Source organism: Nonomuraea sp. NPDC050680 (assembly GCF_040654555.1).
In the GTDB taxonomy this organism is placed as follows: domain Bacteria; phylum Actinomycetota; class Actinomycetes; order Streptosporangiales; family Streptosporangiaceae; genus Nonomuraea.
The window spans coordinates 787226-805873 of the sequence record NZ_JBFAIF010000003.1 but is presented as its reverse complement, the minus strand read 5'-3'; the positions used below and the strand labels follow the sequence as shown (position 1 = coordinate 805873).

At 69.6% G+C, this 18648-nt stretch carries 21 protein-coding genes; 14 read left to right on the top strand and 7 right to left on the bottom strand.

Going from position 1 to position 18648, the window contains the following annotated elements:
• Positions 1-55: 55 nt before the first annotated feature.
• Positions 56-220, bottom strand: a complete 165-nt coding sequence (locus tag AB0H88_RS14940; protein ID WP_357644490.1) for a hypothetical protein — start codon at positions 218-220, stop codon at positions 56-58.
• On the opposite strand from AB0H88_RS14940, the gene AB0H88_RS14935 reads away from it, so the two are divergent.
• Together AB0H88_RS14935 and AB0H88_RS14930 are read left to right on the top strand one after the other, a co-directional pair.
• Entirely contained in the window at positions 221-1132 is a 912-nt protein-coding gene (locus tag AB0H88_RS14935) for an NAD(P)/FAD-dependent oxidoreductase (protein ID WP_357644488.1), read from the top strand. It begins immediately after the preceding gene.
• A gap of 75 nt (positions 1133-1207) precedes the next feature.
• Positions 1208-2170 (top strand): ankyrin repeat domain-containing protein, encoded by a 963-nt coding sequence (locus AB0H88_RS14930; RefSeq protein WP_357644486.1) that lies wholly within the window; start codon positions 1208-1210, stop codon positions 2168-2170.
• 10 nt (positions 2171-2180) lie between these two features.
• On the opposite strand, the gene AB0H88_RS14925 is transcribed toward AB0H88_RS14930, so the two are convergent.
• Positions 2181-2990, bottom strand: a complete 810-nt coding sequence (locus AB0H88_RS14925) for a glucose 1-dehydrogenase (protein ID WP_357644484.1) — start codon at positions 2988-2990, stop codon at positions 2181-2183.
• Positions 2991-3157: 167 nt separating this feature from the next.
• Positions 3158-3784 (bottom strand): TetR/AcrR family transcriptional regulator, encoded by a 627-nt coding sequence (locus AB0H88_RS14920; RefSeq protein ID WP_357644482.1) that lies wholly within the window; start codon positions 3782-3784, stop codon positions 3158-3160.
• A gap of 124 nt (positions 3785-3908) precedes the next feature.
• On the opposite strand from AB0H88_RS14920, the gene AB0H88_RS14915 reads away from it, so the two are divergent.
• From AB0H88_RS14915 to AB0H88_RS14905, 3 genes are all read left to right on the top strand, one after another.
• Complete coding sequence (locus tag AB0H88_RS14915) at positions 3909-5186, top strand: FAD-dependent oxidoreductase (protein WP_357644480.1); 1278 nt, start codon at positions 3909-3911, stop codon at positions 5184-5186.
• Between the two features lie 63 nt (positions 5187-5249).
• Positions 5250-6464 (top strand): cytochrome P450, encoded by a 1215-nt coding sequence (locus AB0H88_RS14910; protein ID WP_357644478.1) that lies wholly within the window; start codon positions 5250-5252, stop codon positions 6462-6464.
• Between the two features lie 28 nt (positions 6465-6492).
• Positions 6493-6693: a ferredoxin gene (locus AB0H88_RS14905; RefSeq protein WP_357644475.1), complete on the top strand. Its 201-nt coding sequence runs from the start codon at positions 6493-6495 to the stop codon at positions 6691-6693.
• A gap of 105 nt (positions 6694-6798) precedes the next feature.
• Here the strand turns inward: AB0H88_RS14905 and AB0H88_RS14900 are convergent, their stop codons facing one another.
• Complete coding sequence (locus AB0H88_RS14900) at positions 6799-7452, bottom strand: TetR/AcrR family transcriptional regulator (RefSeq protein WP_357644473.1); 654 nt, start codon at positions 7450-7452, stop codon at positions 6799-6801.
• Between the two features lie 163 nt (positions 7453-7615).
• Here AB0H88_RS14900 and AB0H88_RS14895 point away from each other — a divergent pair, with 163 nt between their 5' ends.
• Entirely contained in the window at positions 7616-8014 is a 399-nt protein-coding gene (locus AB0H88_RS14895) for a VOC family protein (protein WP_357644471.1), read from the top strand.
• Positions 8015-8044: 30 nt separating this feature from the next.
• Here the strand turns inward: AB0H88_RS14895 and AB0H88_RS14890 are convergent, their stop codons facing one another.
• Positions 8045-8521 carry a response regulator transcription factor gene (locus AB0H88_RS14890; protein ID WP_357644469.1) on the bottom strand — a complete coding sequence of 159 codons (477 nt, stop codon included), beginning with the start codon at positions 8519-8521 and terminating at the stop codon, positions 8045-8047.
• Between the two features lie 183 nt (positions 8522-8704).
• On the opposite strand from AB0H88_RS14890, the gene AB0H88_RS14885 reads away from it, so the two are divergent.
• From AB0H88_RS14885 to AB0H88_RS14875, 3 genes are all read left to right on the top strand, one after another.
• Positions 8705-10165: an MFS transporter gene (locus AB0H88_RS14885; RefSeq protein ID WP_357644467.1), complete on the top strand. Its 1461-nt coding sequence runs from the start codon at positions 8705-8707 to the stop codon at positions 10163-10165.
• Between the two features lie 40 nt (positions 10166-10205).
• The gene (locus AB0H88_RS14880) at positions 10206-11105 is read left to right on the top strand and encodes an ADP-ribosylglycohydrolase family protein (protein WP_357644465.1); all 900 of its coding nucleotides are present in this window, start codon (positions 10206-10208) and stop codon (positions 11103-11105) included.
• A 99-nt stretch (positions 11106-11204) separates the two neighbouring features.
• Complete coding sequence (locus tag AB0H88_RS14875) at positions 11205-11540, top strand: hypothetical protein (protein ID WP_357644463.1); 336 nt, start codon at positions 11205-11207, stop codon at positions 11538-11540.
• A 42-nt stretch (positions 11541-11582) separates the two neighbouring features.
• Here AB0H88_RS14875 and AB0H88_RS14870 read toward each other — a convergent pair whose 3' ends face one another.
• Complete coding sequence (locus AB0H88_RS14870) at positions 11583-12509, bottom strand: LysR family transcriptional regulator (RefSeq protein ID WP_357644461.1); 927 nt, start codon at positions 12507-12509, stop codon at positions 11583-11585.
• Positions 12510-12740: 231 nt separating this feature from the next.
• Between AB0H88_RS14870 and AB0H88_RS14865 the strand changes: the two genes are divergently transcribed.
• The 5 genes from AB0H88_RS14865 to AB0H88_RS14845 all read left to right on the top strand — a co-directional run bounded on the left by AB0H88_RS14865 (position 12741) and on the right by AB0H88_RS14845 (position 18231).
• Complete coding sequence (locus AB0H88_RS14865) at positions 12741-13628, top strand: ABC transporter substrate-binding protein (protein WP_357644459.1); 888 nt, start codon at positions 12741-12743, stop codon at positions 13626-13628.
• On the top strand, positions 13625-14476 hold the full coding sequence (locus AB0H88_RS14860; RefSeq protein ID WP_357644457.1) for an amino acid ABC transporter permease: 852 nt from the start codon (positions 13625-13627) through the stop codon (positions 14474-14476). The genes AB0H88_RS14865 and AB0H88_RS14860 overlap by 4 nt, the downstream gene beginning before the upstream one ends.
• Positions 14473-15237 carry an amino acid ABC transporter ATP-binding protein gene (locus AB0H88_RS14855; RefSeq protein ID WP_357644455.1) on the top strand — a complete coding sequence of 255 codons (765 nt, stop codon included), beginning with the start codon at positions 14473-14475 and terminating at the stop codon, positions 15235-15237. Before AB0H88_RS14860 ends, AB0H88_RS14855 begins: the two co-directional genes overlap by 4 nt.
• Positions 15238-15346: 109 nt before the next feature.
• Positions 15347-16480 carry an FAD-binding oxidoreductase gene (locus AB0H88_RS14850; protein ID WP_357644453.1) on the top strand — a complete coding sequence of 378 codons (1134 nt, stop codon included), beginning with the start codon at positions 15347-15349 and terminating at the stop codon, positions 16478-16480.
• A gap of 83 nt (positions 16481-16563) precedes the next feature.
• Entirely contained in the window at positions 16564-18231 is a 1668-nt protein-coding gene (locus AB0H88_RS14845; RefSeq protein ID WP_357644451.1) for a glycosyl hydrolase family 28-related protein, read from the top strand.
• A gap of 33 nt (positions 18232-18264) precedes the next feature.
• Here AB0H88_RS14845 and AB0H88_RS14840 read toward each other — a convergent pair whose 3' ends face one another.
• Positions 18265-18495, bottom strand: a complete 231-nt coding sequence (locus tag AB0H88_RS14840; RefSeq protein WP_357644449.1) for a DUF6289 family protein — start codon at positions 18493-18495, stop codon at positions 18265-18267.
• Positions 18496-18648: the final 153 nt, after the last annotated feature.

Genomic DNA, 18648 nt, shown 5'->3' with positions numbered 1-18648 from the left:
CCGCACGAGGCACGTCGCTCCGTACCGGCCGGGACGATGACCATCGTTTTCCCCGCTACGGCTCAGAGCCGTCATGTTCGGCGGCGTCGAGCCCGATGAGCCGGGCCAGGACGGCGACCTGATCGGCGAAGTGCGTGATGAACCCGGGCGAGGTCGGATCGGTGCCGCAGACGCCTTCGATGACGTGCGGCAGCGTGGTCGTCGCCATGGCGGCGGCCACGTGGCCAATTACACCCACCGGCTACGGCAGGTGATGACGCGGACCTTCCCGGGAATCACCGACGACCTGATCACCAACGTGGACCGCAACACCTTCCGCCAGGGCCTGCTCACCGGCCTGGCCGACACCGTCCACTTCGGGCGGACGCTGACCGGCTACCGGATCACCGATTCCGGCCGGGTACGCGTGGAGTTCGCCGAGGGCGGGGACGACGAGGGCGACCTGCTGGTCGGCGCGGACGGCGTCGGTTCGGCGGTACGCCGCCAGTTGCTCCCGAACGCCACCGTGAAAGACATCGGCCTCCGATGCGTCTATGGCCGGATGACGATCACCGAGGCCACCGAGGCTCTCATCCCGGAGGCCATCAGCCACGGTTTCTCCTGGGTCTCCGACGAGAGCGGGTGCGGCGCCGGGTTCGCGCCGGTGCGGTTCCGCTCCCGGCCGGCGGGCGCGTCGGATTACCTGATGGTCACCCTGCTCGCGAGTCAGGAGCGGCTCGGCAGGCCGGACGAGGAGCTGTTCGAGCTCTCGCCGGAGGCCCTGTGGAAGCTCACCCTCGAGGCGACCGCTGACTGGCATCCGGAGCTGCGGGAGCTGTTCGCGTCCGCCGACTCGGACAGGTTCTTCCCGATCACGATCCGGGCCGGTGAGCGGGTCGACGCGTGGGAGTCCGGGCCGGTCACCCTCCTCGGCGACGCCATCCACACCATGCCGCCGACCGGCGGCGTCGGCGCGAACACCGCGCTGCGGGACGCCGCGACACTGGCCGGCGAGCTGCTCATCGCCGCACGCGGCGAGCAGTCACTCATCGACGCGGTCGCCGCGTACGAGCGCGTCATGCTCCCGCGCGGTTTCGACACCGTCGACGCCTCGCTCCGGATGGCGGCCCAGATGTTCAGCACGTCCGGCTGACGCGCCGAAATTGTCCTTGCCCTTCGCCATGATGGCCCCGCTCGTGTCCACGTACGTGATCTCGAAGGAGCTGTCATGACCGCCAGGGAGACCGCAGGATGGTCAGATTTCGGGTGGAATTCCTGGGCGGACCTCGCTCTGATCCGCGCCAAGCTCGACGCGGGTGCCGACCCGAACGAAGGGGCCCACCCATTCGAGCGGCCGCTGCACGCCGCTGCGGAGCGCGGTTCGCCTGAGGTGGTCGCCGAGCTGGCCGGCCGGGTCGATGACGTCGACGCGGAGTGCCAGGGCCGCACCGCGCTCTGGGACGCGGTCTTCAACGACCGGACCGAGAACGCCCTCGCCCTGGTCGCCGCGGGGGCGGACCCATGGCGGCCCATGATGGCCGGCTGGTCGCCCGGCCGACTCAGCCTGGCGGGCCCCAGGCCGGGCCTGTTCTTCCCGTTCCCGCCGGGTCATGCCGGGCTGACCGAGGCCGAGACCGCCGCCGTGACGGAGGCCGAACGCCTGATGGGCGCGCTGGACGGCATCGGGTACGACGGTTTCAGCCTGGCGTGTGTCCACGGCATCAGCGCAGCCGAGGCGGCACAGCGCTTAGCCGCCACATCCCCCGACCAGGAAGAGCTGGAAGAGGCCATGGAAAACCCGTTCGAGGAGGAGGCCATGCAATTCATCGGCTTCACCGACGTACCCGGCGGCTGCGTCGTCGGCCAGCAATGGGGCTACATGGCCTCGACTCCCGTCGTCATGCAGGTGCTGTCGGCGGGCACCGTCGCCTACGGCATGTACGCCAACCCCAAGAGCGGCAACCAGGGCTGCGTCTACCGCGACGGCGAGGTCATCGCGTGGGACACCCACCCGGGCGGTGGCAACGTGTCCAGCGATGACTCGGCCGAGGAGATCCTGCTCAAATACCTGTACGTGGGCCACGCCGAGGCCTACTGCTTCGCCGGCGCGGGCCTGCGTCCGGCCAGCGCCGGCGCGATCACCGAGCCGGACACCTACCTGCGACTGCCCGAACGGGACTACTGGCACTGACCGAGGCGGGTCAGGCGGTGTCGCCGCCGTCGGCGAGCAGCGTGCTGCCCGTCATGAAGGTCGACAGGTCCGACGCGCAGAACAGGACGACGCGCGCGATGTCATCAGGTACGCCGACCCGCCCGATCGGGCCGTTCAGCATGAGGTCGGTCGGCGGGATGTCGTCGGTCATCACGGCCGCCGCGGCCATCATGTTGCCTTCGGTGGGAACGAAGCTCGGTGCGACCCCGAGCACGCGGATGCCGAGCGGGGCGAGTTCGAGGGCCAGCTCCCGCGTGACACCGCGCGCGGCGTGCTTCGACCCGACATAGGCGGCCAGGCCCGGCGCGCTGCCGCGGAAACCGGCGGTCGAGACGATGTTCACGATGACACCGCCCGTGCCCGCGGCCGCCATTCGCCGGGCCGCCTCACGCGCGCCGACGAAGACGCCGCGCGCGTTCACCGCGAACACCTTGTCCCACGTCTCCTCGGTCATCTCCAGCAGGGGGACCGCCGGGAAGATACCGGCGTTGTTCACCCAGATGTCCAGGCCGCCGAGATCGGCGACCGCGCGGTCGGCCGAGGCGGCGACGGACGCGGCGTCAGTGACGTCCATGGCGGCGCCGATCACCCGTACACCGTGGCGATGCGCGAGCTGCTCGGCGGCGGTCAGGGCGAGCTCTTCGTCGATGTCGCCGATCAGCAGGTCGGCTCCCGCCTCGGCCAGGCGTGACGCGATCGCCTTGCCCAGCCCGCGACCGCCGCCGGTCACGACCGCGCGGCGGCCCGTCAAGGAAACAAGCTGGGCCAGGGACCTGCTCGACACATCAGCGGTGGACATGGTGCTCTCCTTCGGGGGAAAACGTGCGCGTGTAAGACCTGAGCGGTCCGGCGGCTGATGGGTTCGTCGGCCTCATCTCGTCAGACCTGAGCGGTCCAGAGGCCGGCGGGTTCGTCGGCCTCATCTCGTCAGACCTGAGCGGTCCAGAGGCCGGCGGGTCCGTCGCCTCATCTCCTCCCGCCCTCGTTGATGCGGTAGTGCGCGTTCAAGAGCGGCCAGATCGCCTCGGCCATCTCGGCGGGGGTCCGGGCACATCCGCCCTCAAGCCAGTCGACGGCCACGCCGAGCAGCGCCCCGGCGGTGAACGCGGCCGTGACGTCATGCGGAACGAGCTCCGGCCACTGCCCGGCGTCGGCCGCGTCCAGGTGGTCACGGATGACCGAGGCCATGCGGTGGCGAATATGGCCGACGACGCGCGCGCTGCCCTCCAGCCCCAGCAGCGCGCGATACAGCCCCGCGTGCTCGGCGAGGCTGGCGAAGAACGCCGCCAGCGACTGGATCGTCTCCCGCACCAGGTCCGCCGAATCGAGCTCGGGAGCGGGCAAGGACTCGATCAGGCCGTCGATCATCGCGGTGCAGGCGTCCTCGGCCAGCTCGTGGACGTCCCGGTAGTGGTCGTAGAAGGCCGAGCGGCTCACGCCGGCGCCTTCGGCGACGTCGGAGACGCTGATCCGGGACAGGTCCTGCTCCTCGACCAGCTGGATCAGCGCGCGTGCCAGCGCTGTTCGGGTACGGCGCACGCGCCGGTCACCTGATGAGGCCTTGCTCTCTCTGGCGGTGTCCACAGGTGTCATCCTATCGAATGCCTACAGGTGCAAGTTTCCTTGCAGCTGTAGGCTAATGTGTGACCGGGACGACGAAGGGATCTCGACCTATGTGCATAAGTGCAGCTCAGGCCCTCGCCCCGGGGAGCGCCTCGTGACCTCGCCCGGACACGTACTGATCGTCGGCGCCTCTGCCGCCGGCCTCAGCACCGCGGAGGCGCTGCGGCGGCTCGGCCACGAGGGCCGGCTGACCCTGGTGGACGCCGAGCCCCACCTCCCCTACGATCGGCCGCCGCTGTCCAAGCAGGTCCTGGCCGGCGCTTGGGAGCCGGCCCGCGCCCAGCTCCGTAGCGCGGCCCAGCTCGACGCCCTGGCCGCCGAGTTCGTCCGGGGGGAGCCCGCCGTCGCGCTGGACGCGGCGGAGCGGACCGTCACCACCGCCTCCGGCCGCGTGCTGCGGGCCGACGCCGTGGTCGTGGCCACCGGTCTGACGCCGCACCGGCTGCCTGGTCAGGACGGGTTGGCGGGCGTACACGTGCTGCGCGGCCTGGACGACGCGCTCACGCTGCGCGCTCGCCTGACCGCCGGCACCCGGCTCGTGGTCGTCGGCGAGGGCGTACTGGGCGCCGAACTCGCCGCCACCGCCCGCACCATGGGCCTGGAGGTCACCCTGGTCGGCATGGGGCGGACGCTGTTGCGCGAGCAGCTCGGCGACATGGTCGGCGGCCTGCTCACCCGCGCCCACACCGAGCGCGGGGTCCGGCTGCGGCTCGGAGTCGCGGTCGCCGAACTGACCGGCATCGACGACCAGCTCGACGTGGCGGTCGACGAGCCGGCCGGCACCGACCGCCGGCTCGGCGTCGTCGTCGACGAGCTGACCGGCGCCGGCGGCCGGGTCACCGGCGTGCGGCTGGCCACTGGCGAGCTGCTGCCCGCGGACGCGGTCGTGGTCGCCGTCGGGTCCCGCCCCTCGACCGGCTGGCTGACCGGCAGTGGCCTCACCCTGGGCGACGGGGTGGAGTGCGACGCGCGCTGCCGCGCCGCCGAGGGCGTGTACGCCGTCGGCGACGTGGCCTCCTTCGAACACGCCGGGCTCGGCAGGCGCCTCCGGCTGGAGAACCGCACCAACGCCACCGAGCAGGCCCAGGTGGTGGCGGCCAACCTCCTCGGCGCCGACCGCCCGTACACGCCGATCCCGTACTTCTGGACCGACCAGTACGACATCAAGATCCAGGCCCACGGCCTGCCCGCACCGGCGGCCGAGGTCACCATCGCCGAGGGCGACCCCGAGCAGCACCGTTTCGCCGCCGTCTATCGCGAGGGTGGCCAGATCACCGGCGTCCTCGGCTGGAACATGCCCAAGCAGGCCCGCCTCCTGCGGCAGCGGCTCTTGGGCACCTGGCAGCCCACTCCTCCACTCACGCCCGCGTGAGAACCCGCACGACCAGAAGGCCACCATCCATCGTTCGTTCGTTCATTCACGAGGAGATGCCCGATGAGCATCAACGAGCAGGTTCTGAGCTATCCGATCCCCAGCGACGCGGCGCTGGACCCGCCCGCGGAGTGGGCCGAGCTACGCGGCAAGTGCCCGGTGGCGCATGTGAGGCTGCCCAGCGGCGACCAGGCGACGCTGCTGACCCGCTATGACGACGTCAAGGAGGTGCTGGCCGACCCGCGCTTCACCCGTCTGCTGAACGCCCCCGACGCGGCCCGGCTGTCGGCCACGGACGACGGCGGCCTGTTCAACAGCGAGATGGCGACGATCATCCCCGACGGCGGAGAGGAGCACCAGCACTGGCGGCGCCTGGTCGGCAAGTGGTTCACCGCCAAGCGCATGAACGCTCTGCGGCCCCAGATGGCGCGGATCGCCGAGGGCCTGATCGACGACATGGTCGAGCGCGGCGCCCCCGCCGACCTCAGGGCGGGCCTGGGCTTCCCGCTGCCGGTGTACGTCATCTGCGACATGCTCGGCGTGCCCGCCGAGGATCGGGACCGGTTCTCGTACTGGTCCGACACGCTGCTCAACCTCACCCGCTACGGCAAGGAAGAGATCGAGGCCGCCCAGGCCGAGTTCTTCCAGTACATGTCCGACCACCTCGCCGCCAAGCGCACCGAGCCGGGCGACGACCTGCTGAGCGAGCTGATCGCGGCCGGTGGCCCCGAAGACGGCGGGCTGGCCGAGATCCAGATCCTCGTCACCGGCATGGCGCTGCTGGTCGCCGGCCACGAGACCACCGCCAACATGATCGGCAAGATGGTCTCCATGCTGCTGGCCGACCGTACCCGGTGGGAGCGCCTGCTGGCCGAGCCCTCGCTGATCCGCTCCACGGTGGAGGAGACACTGCGCCTCGACGCCAACTCCGGTTTCGGCCTGCCGCGCTACCTCAAGGAGGAGACCGAGGTCAGCGGCACCCTCCTGCCCAAGGGCACCACCGTGATCTGCAGCATGGCCGCCGCCAACCGGGACGAGAGCGCCTTCGAGGCCGCCGACCAGATGGACCTGACCCGCACCCCCAACCCCCACCTGGCCTTCGGCTCCGGCGCGCACTCCTGCCTCGGTCAGGCGCTGGCCCGTACCGAGCTGCAGGTCGTCCTGGAGGTGCTGCTGCGCAAGCTCCCCACGCTGGAACTGGCGGTGCCGGTGGAGGAGCTGGAGCGCGTGGAAGGGCTGGCGGTCGGCGGCCTGCGTACGGTGCCGGTCCGCTGGTAATCCTGATCGACAAGGGGGGAATCTCGAGATGAAAGTCATCGTGGACGAGGTCAAGTGCTGCGGCGCCGGGCAGTGCGTACTGATCGCGCCGGAGGTGTTCGACCAGCGCGACGAGGACGGCATCGTCATCCTGCTCGAACCCGAGCCCGCGGCCGACCAGCACAGCGCGGTCCGCGAAGCCGCCGCCGTCTGCCCCGGCGCCGCCATCGAGGTGACCGAGCAGACGTGAACACGAGGCGCTCCGCGATCGCGTCAGGCGATGGCGTAGTGACCTAGCGCCGGTTCGAGCAGCGTCAGGCGATGGCGTAGTGACCTAGCGCCGGTTCGAGCAGCGTCAGGCGATGGCGTAGTGACCTAGCGCCGGTTCGAGCATGTCGAAGGCGCGGACCGCCTCCGCGGCGACGGTTTCGGCGATCTCGCCGTTGGGGCGGTCGGCCAGGGTGAGGTCCTGGATGCGCTGGAACAAGATGCGGTGGACGGTGCCGAGCAGCGCGGCGGCGGTCCGGACGGTGACGTCCTCCGGCGGTGCTCCGACGGCGGCGGCGAGAGCGTGGGCCAGGGCATGTTCGCGCTGGTCGTGCAGGCCGCGCAGGCAGGTCGAGAGGGTCGGGCTGGCGGCGACCATGCGGGCGAAGGCGGGACCGGAGAACCCGGCGACCGGATCCATGGCCGTGGCGGCGTCGGCGAAGGCGCGACGCAGCGCCGCCAGGGCCGACTCGCCGTCCCGCCGAGCGGTCACCGTGTGCGCCAGGGAGGCGATGAAAGCGTCCTGGTGGTCCAGGGCCAGGTCCTCCTTGCGCGCGAAGTAGTTGGTCACCGTCTTCTTCGCGACCCGCGCGGCGGCGGCGATCTCGGCGATGGTGGTCTGCTCGAAGCCCTGGGCGATGAACAGGCGGGTGGCGTGGTCGGAGATGAGCTGCCGAGTCTCCTGTTTCTTGGATTCCCGCAGGCCGGCGGGTTGCACGGGCGATGTGGTGTCGGTAGCCATGACGCAATCTTACCCTCGTCGTATTTTTATGTTGACACCCCTCAGCCTTCCGGATAAGTTTACCATCGTCGTAAGTTTGCGACGAAGGAACGTTGAGGGGTTGTCCATACCGCTTCGCCGACCGGCGGCGACGGGCTCCCCGCAGCTGATGAGGAGAACCGCCTTGCAGATCACCGCGTCCACCGTCTCACTCACCGTCGACGACGTCGCCGCCTCCCAGCGGTTCTTCACCACCCACCTCGGCTACACCGAGCAGGCCGCCGCCGACGGATTCGCCTCCCTCTCGCGCGACGACGCGGCCGTGGACATCGTCCTGCTCGCCCGCGGCATCGAGGTCCTGCCACCCGAGCAGCGCGACCAGCGCGCCTCCGGCCTGATCCTCGCCTTCACCGGCACCGGCATCGACGACGAGGAGAAGCGGCTGCGCGCCGAGGGCGTCGAGATCACCATGCCGCTGCGCGAGGAGCCCTGGGGCGAACGCCTCTTCCAGGCCACCGACCCGAACGGCGTGATCGTCCAGTTCGTCGAGTGGGTCACCCCCGCCGGGTCTGAGGACGCCTGACCCTGTACGCCACGGACATCAGCACCTAGATCATCCAAGGGTGGACCGATCCCGAGCTCCTGGCCAAGCTGACGATGGAGGCCGATGAGGCGTCGTGTGGCGCCGAGTGCCCGTGCGAGGCCGGCTCGCCTGCCGCTCAGGCGGTGGTGTGGTTCGTGTCCCTGGCGTCCTTGAGGTGGAGGGCGAGGCGAGCACCGTCTCCCCGCGGCTCGCCCGGCGGATGGCGTCGACCAGTTCCTCCGGCGTGCAGTCCTTGAGCAGGTAACCGACGGCCCCGCCGCTCAGGGCGCCGAAGATGTAGTCGTCCTCGTCAAAGGTGCTGAGCACGATCGCGGCCACGCCGAGATGCCCGGCCGACAGCCGGCGGATGAGCTCGGTGCCGTCCATCCTGGGCATCCTCGCGTCCACCAGCGCCACGTCCGGTCGGCACTGCCCGGCCACGCGCAGCACCTCCTCCCCGTCGGCGGCCTCGCCGGCCACCTCGATGTCGTCCTCGATCTCCAGCATCTTGCACGAGGCCAGGGCGTAGACGGTATCGAGCCAATGGGGATGGGTAGTGCAACCCCCTCCCGCTCGCCGGTGTTCTCCCTTCTGTCGGCTTGACCGCAGGCCGACGGCCGACCGTCGATGCAGCCGTGTGAACCGTGGCGCGGAGGTCGGAGGCGAGAGTCACCGGATGAGAGGGAAGCGATGACCGAGCTCGATGCCATCACCAAAGCGCGGGACAGGCCCGCCGAGGATCGGATGACGACCCGGCACCGCCTGATCCTGACCGTCCTGCTCGGCGCCCAGTTCATGCTCGCGGTCGACTTTTCGGTGCTCAACATCGCCGTGCCCACCATCGGATCCGAGCTCGGCTTCGAGCTGGGCAACCTGCAGTGGATCGTCACCGGATTCATGCTGCCGGCCGCGGGCTTCACGCTGCTGTTCGGCCGCGTCGCCGATCTCTTCGGCCGGCGCAACCTCTTCCTGGTGGGCATACTTGTCCTCGGCGTGGCGTCGCTGGTCGGCGGCCTCGCCCAGTCACCGAGCATGCTCCTGGCGGGCCGTATCGGGCAGGGGCTCGCCACCGCGCTGGCGACGCCCGCCGCGATGTCGCTGCTGACCACGTCGTTCCCCGAAGGCTCGCTACGCCGGCGCGCCCTAGGGCTCAACGGAACCCTGCTCACGGGCGGCTTCGCGCTGGGCTCGGTGCTCGGCGGCGTCCTGACCGACCTACTGAGCTGGCGCTGGGCCTTCCTGATCAACCTGCCGGTCGTCGTACTCATCCTCGCTCTTGGGCCGCGCCTCCTGAGTGACACCAGCGACCGGACCCGCAGCCGGCTTGATGTTCCCGGCGCGGTCACGGTCACCGGCGCTCTGCTGAGCCTGGTCTACGGCATCTCCGCGACCGAGGAGAGCGGCTGGGGCGACCCCACCGTCATCGGCTGCCTGATCCTGGCCGCGGTGCTGCTGGTGGCCTTCTGGTTCATCGAGCTGCGCAGCCCCAACCCGCTGGCGCCGGTCAGCGTGCTCAAACGCCCCACCGTACGCTGGGGCAACTGCGCCGGGCTCCTCGTCATCAGCATGCCCAGTGCGGTCGTCTTCCAGATGACGCTCTATCTCCAGGACGTGCTCGGCTACAAACCGCTCATGGCGGGCCTGGCGTTCGGCGGATCCAGCATCGCGGCCATCGCGGGCGGGCTCCTCGCTCCTCGTGTGATCGGCGCGATCGGCAGCAAGCCAGCCATCATCACCGCCCTGACGATCCAGGGCCTCGGCATCCTGGCGCTACTCACCGTGGACGAGGGCGACGCCGGAATCTACATCGTCCTCACCGCCGTCGCGGTCGCCTTCTTCGGCCACGCTCTCGGCCTCGTCTCCTACACGGTCATCGCCACCTCCGGCCTGCCCGACCAGGAGCAGGGCCTGGCAACCGGCCTGAGCACGATGAGCCAGCAGATCGCTCTCACCCTCGGCACTCCGGTGCTGGCCGCCGTCGCGGCCTTGGGCGCCGACACGGCCGACGGCGTGGTGGCGAGCATCGGCGACACCCTCGACGGCATGCACCGGGCAGTGCTCGCAGCCGCGGTCGCAAGCCTCGTGGGCGCGGGGTTCATGGCCGCCTTCTTCCGGCCCGAGGCCACGGCCACGCCGCGCTTCGGCCCTTGAAGCGCGGCCCGTCCGGCCGACGTGCTGCACAATGGCAGTGATGTCAGCTCATCTCTTCGCGCGGAGCACAGCCTCTCTCCTTGGCTTGGCGCTCGGCGACTCCTTCGGTTCCCAATTCTTCGTACCGGCCAACAAGCACGCCCTCTCTTCTCGCCTCCTTCCACCCGGCCCTTGGCAGTGGACGGATGACACCGAGATGGCCTGCTCCGTCTATCGCGTTCTGGCCGACCACGGCACCATCGACCAAGACGAGCTCGCCGCGAGTTTCGCCGCCCGTCACGACTTCGACCGCGGCTACGGCCCCGCGACGAACCGGATGCTCCGGCTGGTGCGTGAGGGCGGCGACTGGCGGACGCTCTCGGCGGAGCTTTTCGACGGCATGGGCTCGTGGGGCAACGGTGCCGCGATGCGCGTGGCACCGCTCGGCGCCTGGCTCGCCGACGACCTGACCCACGTCGTACGGCAGGCCGCCCTGTCGGCACAGGTGACCCACACCCATCACGAAGCGGTGGCCGGCGCCATAGCCGTCGCTGTGGCCACAGCCGTCACCGTAAAAGAGCCTGACTTGTCCGCTGGGCGTTTCCTCGATCGGGTCAGAGAGCACGTGCCCGCGAGCATGGTCCACGACGGCATCGCCGAGGCTCGGCAGCTCCTCACCATCAGCGACCCCACGCTGGCCGCCCGGATGCTCGGCAACGGCCGGCAGGTCGCCGCGCACGACACGGTCCCGTTCACCCTCTGGGTGGCGGCTCGCGAACGCCATGACTTCGAAACCGCCATGTGGACCACGGCGGCGGCCGGCGGCGACGTCGACACCACGTGCGCCATCGTCGGCGGGATCATCGCGGCCGCCGAGAACACTCAACTGCCGCCGCAGTGGAGAAGAAGCTGCGAACCGCTGCCGAACTGGTCAGGCGCCCCACGCGAGTCCACGCATTAGTCTGATTCCTGGACGTCTGATTCCTGGATGTCTCATTCCTGAACGTCTGATTCCTGAACGTCTGATTCCCGGACGACTCGGACGGAGGCGCAGACGCAGATGAGCCAGGCCGATCCGCACATCCACGTCGAGCAGAAGGTGATGCAGGCCGGCGCCGCCTTCCGCAATGTGATCGCATCGACGCTGGGCGGCGCGCCCGACGCACCGAGTGTCGTCACCACCGGTTGCGGGCTCCAGGTGCCCTATGCGATGACCTCGCCGCGTCCGGAGAGCGTCACCTGCCTCGCCTGCCGCGAACACGCCCACCAGGAGCACCTGCGCTACGCCGAGCAGGTGGAGCGCCTGAGCCGGATGCCCGGCATGCCCTTCACAGGCGACGAGGCGGCCAAGGCCGCGCAATGGGCACGTGACGTCGCGAAGAGGTTCGCCGGCTGACACCCGGCTCATACGGCGACCCGGCTCATACGGCGACGGGGCTCATACGGCGACAGGGAGATCCGTCCGCCGGCGCAGGGATTCCGCTGCGCTGATGAGCATGCTCGTCGCGTGGCTGAGCAGGGGGTTCGGGTCGGTGGCGCGGCACACGGTGAAGACCCGGCGAATGTGGGAGGTGTCGCCGAGCCGGAAGACGCACACATCGTGCGACTCGATCATCGCCAGCTCCGGCACGATGGCCACCCCCAGCCCTTTGCGTACGAGCGCGAACGGCAGGTTGTAGTCGTTCGTGCGGAACAGCACGTCGGGGTCGAAGCCGCTGGCCGCGCAGATGTGCGACAGGTTGAGCGAGGCGTCCATGCCCTCGGTGTAGGAGATCCATCGTTCGGCCGACAGCTCACTGAACTGGATGCGCTTGCGGGCGGCCAGCCGATGGCCGGTCGGCACGAGCACGTAGAGCGGCTCCTCCATGATCAACGTCATGTTCAGGTCCTTCGGCCAGCTGTGCGGCACCATGCCGTACTCGAAGACCACGGCCAGGTCGAGCCGCCCCTCGTTCACCGCGGGAATGGTCCGGTGCGGATCGCCTTCCTCGTAGCGGATGTCCACGTTGGGGTGGTCGCGCAGGAACTCGGCCAGTACGGCCGGCGCCAGCCGGAACCCGGCCGACCAGAAGCTGCCGAGCCGCAGTCTGCCCCGGTGGGCGGCGGCGAAGGACCGCATCTCCTCCTCCGCCGCCTCGAGGTCGGCCAGCAACCTGGCGGCCTTGCGGGCCAGCTCGGCCCCCGCCGCGGTGGGCCGGATGCTGCGCGGCAGGCGCTCGAACAGCTGGACCCCCAGGCTCCGCTCCAGCGAGGAGACCTGCTGCGAGATGGCCGACGGCGTGAATCCGAGGCGCTTGGCGGCAGTCCTGAGCGAACCGGTGGCGACCACTTCACGGATGGCCTGCAACTGGCCCGGGGTAAGCATCGGGCCAACTTAACAGTCCGGCGACTAGCATCACCAGATCTCGGGCCGACAAGAGGCGGAGCGATCGGCCGCCTGGGTCGGCTCGCTGGTCGGGCCGGGTAAAAGGATAAGCACGACTGAACAGCCTGTGCACCAATGCGCATGCTCGCTCACCTTGTCGTTTCCAAACGGACCCCCAATATTGGTGTTTACGGAACGTCGTACTACGCCTGAGAGGGGGTGTCCTGCTCCATGCGGTTCACCCGAACAGCCGCCGCATTCGGCCTGGTGGGACTCCTGTCCCTGACAGCTTGCTCTGGAGGCGGCACGTCCCAGGCGGCCGCGCCAGCGCAGCAGAAGAATCAGGAGCTCCACCAGCTTCTGCCAGACAAGATCAAGAAGAGTGGCACGCTCAACATCGCGGCGGGCCACAACTACCCGCCCCTGGTCTATCTCGACACCGACAACAAGTCGGTCATCGGCCTCGAACCCGAGCTGATGAAGGCCATCGGCCAGGTGCTCGGCGTCGAAGTCACCTTCAACCAGGCCAGCTTCGACAGCCTCATCGCCGGCGTGCAGGCCCGGCGCTATGACCTGGCCGTCCAGGCGATGCTCGACAAGCCGGAGCGCCGCGAGAAGGTCACCTTCGTCGACTACTTCAAGACCAGCAGCTCGCTTCTGGTCCAGGAGAAGGACGCTCAGACGATCAAGTCGCTCGAAGACCTCTGCGGGAAGACGGCGGCCGTCGAGCAGGGCACCGCCCAGGCCGACGACGCCGAGCAGCAGAACAAGAAGTGCACGGGAGCGGGCAAGCCGGCGGTCCAGGTGCTGGTGTTCCCCGACACGGCCGGCTGTCTGCAGGCCGTCTCCACCGGTCGGGCCAACGCCTTCATCGGCGGCACCCCCACCATCACCTACCAGGCCGCCCAGTCCAGTGGCCGGATGAAGCAGGTGGGTCAGCCCTACCGCTTCCTGCCGTACGGGATCCTCGTCAACAAGGAGGACCAGAACCTGGCCAAGGCCGTACAGCAGGCGCTGCAGAAGCTGATGGACAACGGCTCCTACGCCAAGATCCTCGCCAAGTGGGAGATGGCCTCGGGCGCCCTCGACAAAGCGGTGATCAACGGCGGCGAGTCGTGACCACGACCCGGCAGACGGCGGGCCCGGATTCGCAGGTGCGGATCCAGGCCGTCCCGCTCCGTCATCCGGGGCGTTGGGTGGGCGCGGGCGTCCTCGGCTTCCTGGCGATCTTCCTGCTCCAGGGGTGGGTGGCCAACCCGCGCATGGAGTGGAAGGTGGTCGGCGAGTACCTCTTCTCCCCCGCCGTCCTGGCCGGGCTCGGCACCACGCTGCTGCTCACGGTGCTCGCCATGGTCGTCGGCGTGGCGGGCGGCATCCTCCTCGCGGTTCTGCGCATGTCGCCCAACCCCGTGGTGTCGGCGCTGAGCGCGTTCTACATCTGGATCTTCCGCGGCGTGCCACTGCTGGTGCAGCTGTTGTTCTGGTACTTCCTGTCCGCGGTGGTGCCGACGATCGGGCTCGGCGTGCCCTGGGGGCCGACGTTCGTAGAGTTCGACACCAACATGATCATCACCCAGCTCACCGCGGCGGTGCTGGGCCTCGGCCTGCACGAGGCGGCCTACATGGGCGAGATCGTCCGGGCCGGCATCACCTCCGTCGACCCCGGCCAGACGGAGGCGGCCCACGCCCTGGGCCTGACCCGCTTCCAGACCCTGCGCAAGGTCATTCTTCCGCAGGCCATGCGGGTCATCATTCCGCCGACGGGCAACCAGGTGGTCTCCATGCTCAAGACCACCTCCCTCGTCTTCGCCATCGCCGTACCAGAGCTCCTGACCTCGATCCAGGGCATCTACTCCAGGAACTTCCAGCAGGTCGCCCTGCTCACGGTGGCGTGCTTCTGGTACCTCGTGGCCACGACCGTACTGAACGCCGGGCAGCACTACATCGAACGAAAGTTCAGCAGATGAAGACCCTCATCCGCGCGGAAGGCGTGCACAAGCGTTACGGATCGCTCGACGTGCTCAAAGGCATCGATCTGGAGGTCGCGGAAGGAGAGGTGCTGGCCGTGATCGGCCCGTCGGGGTCCGGCAAGTCCACCTTCCTGCGCTGCATCAACCACCTCGAACGCATCGACGCCGGCCGTCTCTACTTCCGTGACCGCCTGATCGGCTACGAGGAGCGTGAGGGCAAGGTCTACGAGCTGCCGGACAAGGCGATCGCCGCCCAGCGGGTGGACATCGGGATGGTCTTCCAGCGCTTCAACCTCTTCCCGCACATGACCGCGCTCGAGAACATCATGACGGCGCCGATCATGGTCAAGAAGGAGCCGAAGGCCGAGGTACGCGAACGCGCCCACACCCTGCTGACCAGGGTGGGACTGGCCGACAAGGCGAACAGCCGTCCCGACCAGCTGTCCGGCGGCCAGCAGCAGCGCGTCGCCATCGCCCGCGCGCTGGCGATGCGGCCCGGTCTCATGCTGTTCGACGAGCCCACGTCGGCCCTCGACCCCGAGCTCGTGGGCGAGGTCCTGGACGTCATGCGTGACCTGGTGAAAGAGGACGGCATGACGATGATCATCGTCACCCACGAGATGGGATTCGCCCGCGAGGTGTGCGACACCATCGTCTTCATGGACGACGGGGTCGTCGTCGAATCCGGGCCGCCCGGCGCCGTGCTCGGCGAGCCCCGGCACGAGCGCACCCGGGCATTCCTCAGCAAGGTTCTCTGACCCGAAGAGCCCGAAGACCCCGAAGAGCCCGAAAACCGCGAAGACCGCGAAGAGCCCGAAGACCGCGAAGGCTCCGAAGCTCCGAAGACCCCGAAGGAAAGATATCCACGTGTCCCGCGTCATCGTTCTCGGTGCCGGAGTGCTCGGTGCCTCCGTCGCCTACCACCTGGCCGTCGCAGGGGCCCAGGTCGTCGTCATCGAGGCCGGCGGCCCAGCCGCGGGCACCTCCAGCGCGACCTTCTCCATGGACGTCACCCATCTGAAGACCCCGCGCACCTACTACGAGCTGAACCGTGCCAGCTCCGCCCTGCACACCACGCTGGCCGAGGAACTCGGGGGCCCGTCATGGCGGCACCCCATGCCCGCCATCCAGTGGGGCGACAGCGAGGAGAGCCAACGGGGGCTCAGGGAGCGGGCCGTCCGCCTCAAGTCCTGGGGGCATCCCTGCCGCATCGCCGACCCGTCCGAGCTGCGCGAACTCGCCCCCGACGTCGACCCCGCGGCGTGTACGGCGAGCGAACTCGTCATCCACGATCAGAGCGCGTGGTACGACGCCCCGCTCTTCGTTCAGCGCCTGCTCGATCGCGCCGCCACGCTCGGCGCCGACATCAGGTACGGCCTGCGGGCAGAGGCGCTGATCCGCAGCGGCGACACCGTCACCGGCGTCGAGACCGGTACACGACGCTGGGAGGCCGACTGGGTGGTCAACTGCACCGGCCCGGACGCCGACCGCATCGCGGCGCTCGCCGGCACCGACCTCCCCATGACCCGGATCCCCGGCCTGGTGGGAGAGAGCACTCCCATCCCCGGTCTCCGGCTCGGCGCGATCCTGGCCACGCCGCAGGTGGACCTGCGCCCCGCCCCCGGAGACCGGATCTGCTCCATCTCCTGGCCCGTCGACGCGCTCCTGCCCGGCCAGAGCGACGACGCCCTGGCGGAACGGCTGCACGCCGCCGGCCAGCGCATCCTTCCCGCGCTGCGCACCGCCAGCCTGGCCGGCGTCCGTCTCGGCGTCCGGCCGGTGCCGACGGACGGTCTGCCGCTGGCGGGCACGCACCCCGACGCCCCCGGCCTCTATCACCTGGTCACCCACAGCGGCGTCAACCTCGCACCCGAACTCGGCCGCCTCGTGGCTCAGGAGATCACCCACGGCGACGGCCCCGACCTGGCCCGATACCGCATCACCCGCGACATCGCGACCTCCGTGGAGGACGAAAGCCTGACCCTCATGACCACCTCCTGACCACTAAGTCATCCGATGGATTGCCGCGCTCCAATGGCCATATGGTCTTGACCGCCATCATTGACGATGCAATCCTCCGATGTGTGCCTGAGCCTTTCACGCTGAGCCGACGTGCGTTGATCGGCGGCGTCGCCGCCGTACCCGCGCTCCCCCTGTCCGCCGCCCAGGCGGAGAGCCGAGCCCGCCAGGGCGACACGTCGGCGGCGCTGCTGGAGGAGTGGGCGGCGGCGGAAGGCGGGCACCCGCTGGTGCCCGACATCGCGCGGGCCGGCTACCGGCTCGGGGCCCGCCCACCGCGCCCCCGGGTGGTGGCGAAGGTGACCGACTTCGGTGCCCGCGCGGACGGGACGACCGACTGCGCCGCCGCCTTCAACGCGGCCGTCCGCGCCGCCGGTGAACGGGGCGGCGGCGCGGTGCTGGTGCCGGGCGGGACCTACCTTCTCTCGTCGCCGGTGTTCATGCACTGGTCGAACGTGGTCCTGCGCGGCGCCGGGCGCGACTCCACCATCCTGCGCTTCACCCGCACGCTGGACGACGGCTACCGGCCGGCCAGGCAGTCCAACGGCAACAGCCGCTGGTCGTGGACCGGCGGCCAGATCTGGTTCATCGCGGCCGAGCGGCGCGCCCGCTCCGAGTCCGAGGACTACGCGGGCACCGAGGGCTGGCTGCTCGGCGACACGCTCGCCGAGGTCGGCGCGGCCTCGCGCGGCCAGCGGACCCTGCTGGTGTCCGACACGAGCAAGCTCCGCGCGGGCGACCTGGTCGTGCTCGAATGCGACAACCCGCCGGACGCGACATTGCTGATGCACCTGGCAGGCGACATTCCGGGCACTCGGTCGTACGACTGGCCGAGCCGCGCGCCTCAGCTCGTCACCGGATCGGGCGGTCAGTACATTCAGTACGCACTCCTCCAGTGGCCGGTGCGGATCGAGGCCGTTCTGGGCACTCGCCTCGTCAGACTGGCCCAGCCGATCAGGTACGATCTGCGCCCCGGCTGGCCCGCCCGGCTGCGCGCCCTCGGCCCCACCGTGCATGACAGCGGCGTCGAGGACCTGACGATCCGCAACGACGTGGTCCCGATGACCGCCCACAACAAGCACCCCGGCTCGAACGGCGTGTGCTTCCAGGCCGTGCACGACTGCTGGGCCAGGGATGTACGCGTGGAGAACTGCGACCTCGGCTTCGGCTTCACCACCGCCAAGTCCAACACCCTGACCCGCGTCACGGTCGGCGGCCGTTCCGCGCATCACAGCTTCGCCTGCCGGATGCAGTCGCACGACAACCTCGTGGACGACTTCGAGATCGAGGCGTTCACCGTGCCCGTCCCCGCGGGAGCCGTCCACCACGGCCTCAACCTGGAGGGACTGTCGTCCGGGAACGTCTGGCGGAGGGGCACGATGGCGGAGGGCACGTTCGACTCGCATCGGGCGCTGCCGTTCGAGAACGCGCGGACCAACATCACCCTGGTCAACAATGGCCGGGTCGGCGGCTCCGCGGCCTCGGGCCCGCTGTTCGGGGCGCGGATCGCGCACTGGAACGTCCGCATCACCGGAGGCAGCCCGTACGCGGTCACGATCGCGGACGTCGCGCCGCGCAGCCTGACCGTCGGCGTGCAGGGCACCACGGGGACGGTCAGCGAGCTGACCCCCGACTTCACCGGAGACCTGGAGAACCTGCTCGCCGACCACGGCACCCGCCCTCGGGTCACCGACCTGTACGCGGCCCAGCGCGACCGCCTCCACCTGGGCTGAAAGCGGCCGGCCGCGGGTTCTGGAAAGGTCTGGCTAGCAGGGGTTCTCGTTGAACACCGGGTACGACCCGCGCCTGCCCACCCACTCCTCATCCCCGACGCAGTTCTCGTACTTGACCCCCACCAGCGTGGTGTGGGCGGAGTCGGCGTAGTAGTACGTCTCGCAGTGGTAGTCGATCTGGCAGGCGCGGGCGTGCGCGGGCGAGCTGATGACGGTGAGGGCGCCGAGGGCGACCAGGGCGGCCAGCGATGCGCGGCGAATCATGAAGATCCTTCCTGAGGTGCGGAAGCGCTACTGCCCTTGATGATCGTTCGTCGAAGTGAATAGATCAATAAGGTCAATCCCAGTACTCAAAGGGTCAAAACGACTGTCAGAGGGAGCGTGCCGTCCCGGCACCTTGACGGGCCCGACGAGATC

What these genes read in the sequence shown, in the direction of transcription:
- AB0H88_RS14840 (WP_357644449.1), bottom strand. Translation starts at nt 18,495, where the DNA reads ATGATTCGCCGCGCATCGCTGGCCGCCCTGGTCGCCCTCGGCGCCCTC.
- AB0H88_RS14855 (WP_357644455.1), top strand. Translation starts at nt 14,473, where the DNA reads ATGAAGACCCTCATCCGCGCGGAAGGCGTGCACAAGCGTTACGGATCG.
- AB0H88_RS14885 (WP_357644467.1), top strand. Translation starts at nt 8,705, where the DNA reads ATGACCGAGCTCGATGCCATCACCAAAGCGCGGGACAGGCCCGCCGAG.
- AB0H88_RS14865 (WP_357644459.1), top strand. Translation starts at nt 12,741, where the DNA reads ATGCGGTTCACCCGAACAGCCGCCGCATTCGGCCTGGTGGGACTCCTG.
- AB0H88_RS14905 (WP_357644475.1), top strand. Translation starts at nt 6,493, where the DNA reads ATGAAAGTCATCGTGGACGAGGTCAAGTGCTGCGGCGCCGGGCAGTGC.
- AB0H88_RS14925 (WP_357644484.1), bottom strand. Translation starts at nt 2,990, where the DNA reads ATGTCCACCGCTGATGTGTCGAGCAGGTCCCTGGCCCAGCTTGTTTCC.
- AB0H88_RS14930 (WP_357644486.1), top strand. Translation starts at nt 1,208, where the DNA reads ATGACCGCCAGGGAGACCGCAGGATGGTCAGATTTCGGGTGGAATTCC.
- AB0H88_RS14875 (WP_357644463.1), top strand. Translation starts at nt 11,205, where the DNA reads ATGAGCCAGGCCGATCCGCACATCCACGTCGAGCAGAAGGTGATGCAG.
- AB0H88_RS14880 (WP_357644465.1), top strand. Translation starts at nt 10,206, where the DNA reads ATGTCAGCTCATCTCTTCGCGCGGAGCACAGCCTCTCTCCTTGGCTTG.
- AB0H88_RS14890 (WP_357644469.1), bottom strand. Translation starts at nt 8,521, where the DNA reads ATGCTGGAGATCGAGGACGACATCGAGGTGGCCGGCGAGGCCGCCGAC.
- AB0H88_RS14910 (WP_357644478.1), top strand. Translation starts at nt 5,250, where the DNA reads ATGAGCATCAACGAGCAGGTTCTGAGCTATCCGATCCCCAGCGACGCG.
- AB0H88_RS14920 (WP_357644482.1), bottom strand. Translation starts at nt 3,784, where the DNA reads ATGACACCTGTGGACACCGCCAGAGAGAGCAAGGCCTCATCAGGTGAC.
- AB0H88_RS14900 (WP_357644473.1), bottom strand. Translation starts at nt 7,452, where the DNA reads ATGGCTACCGACACCACATCGCCCGTGCAACCCGCCGGCCTGCGGGAA.
- AB0H88_RS14870 (WP_357644461.1), bottom strand. Translation starts at nt 12,509, where the DNA reads ATGCTTACCCCGGGCCAGTTGCAGGCCATCCGTGAAGTGGTCGCCACC.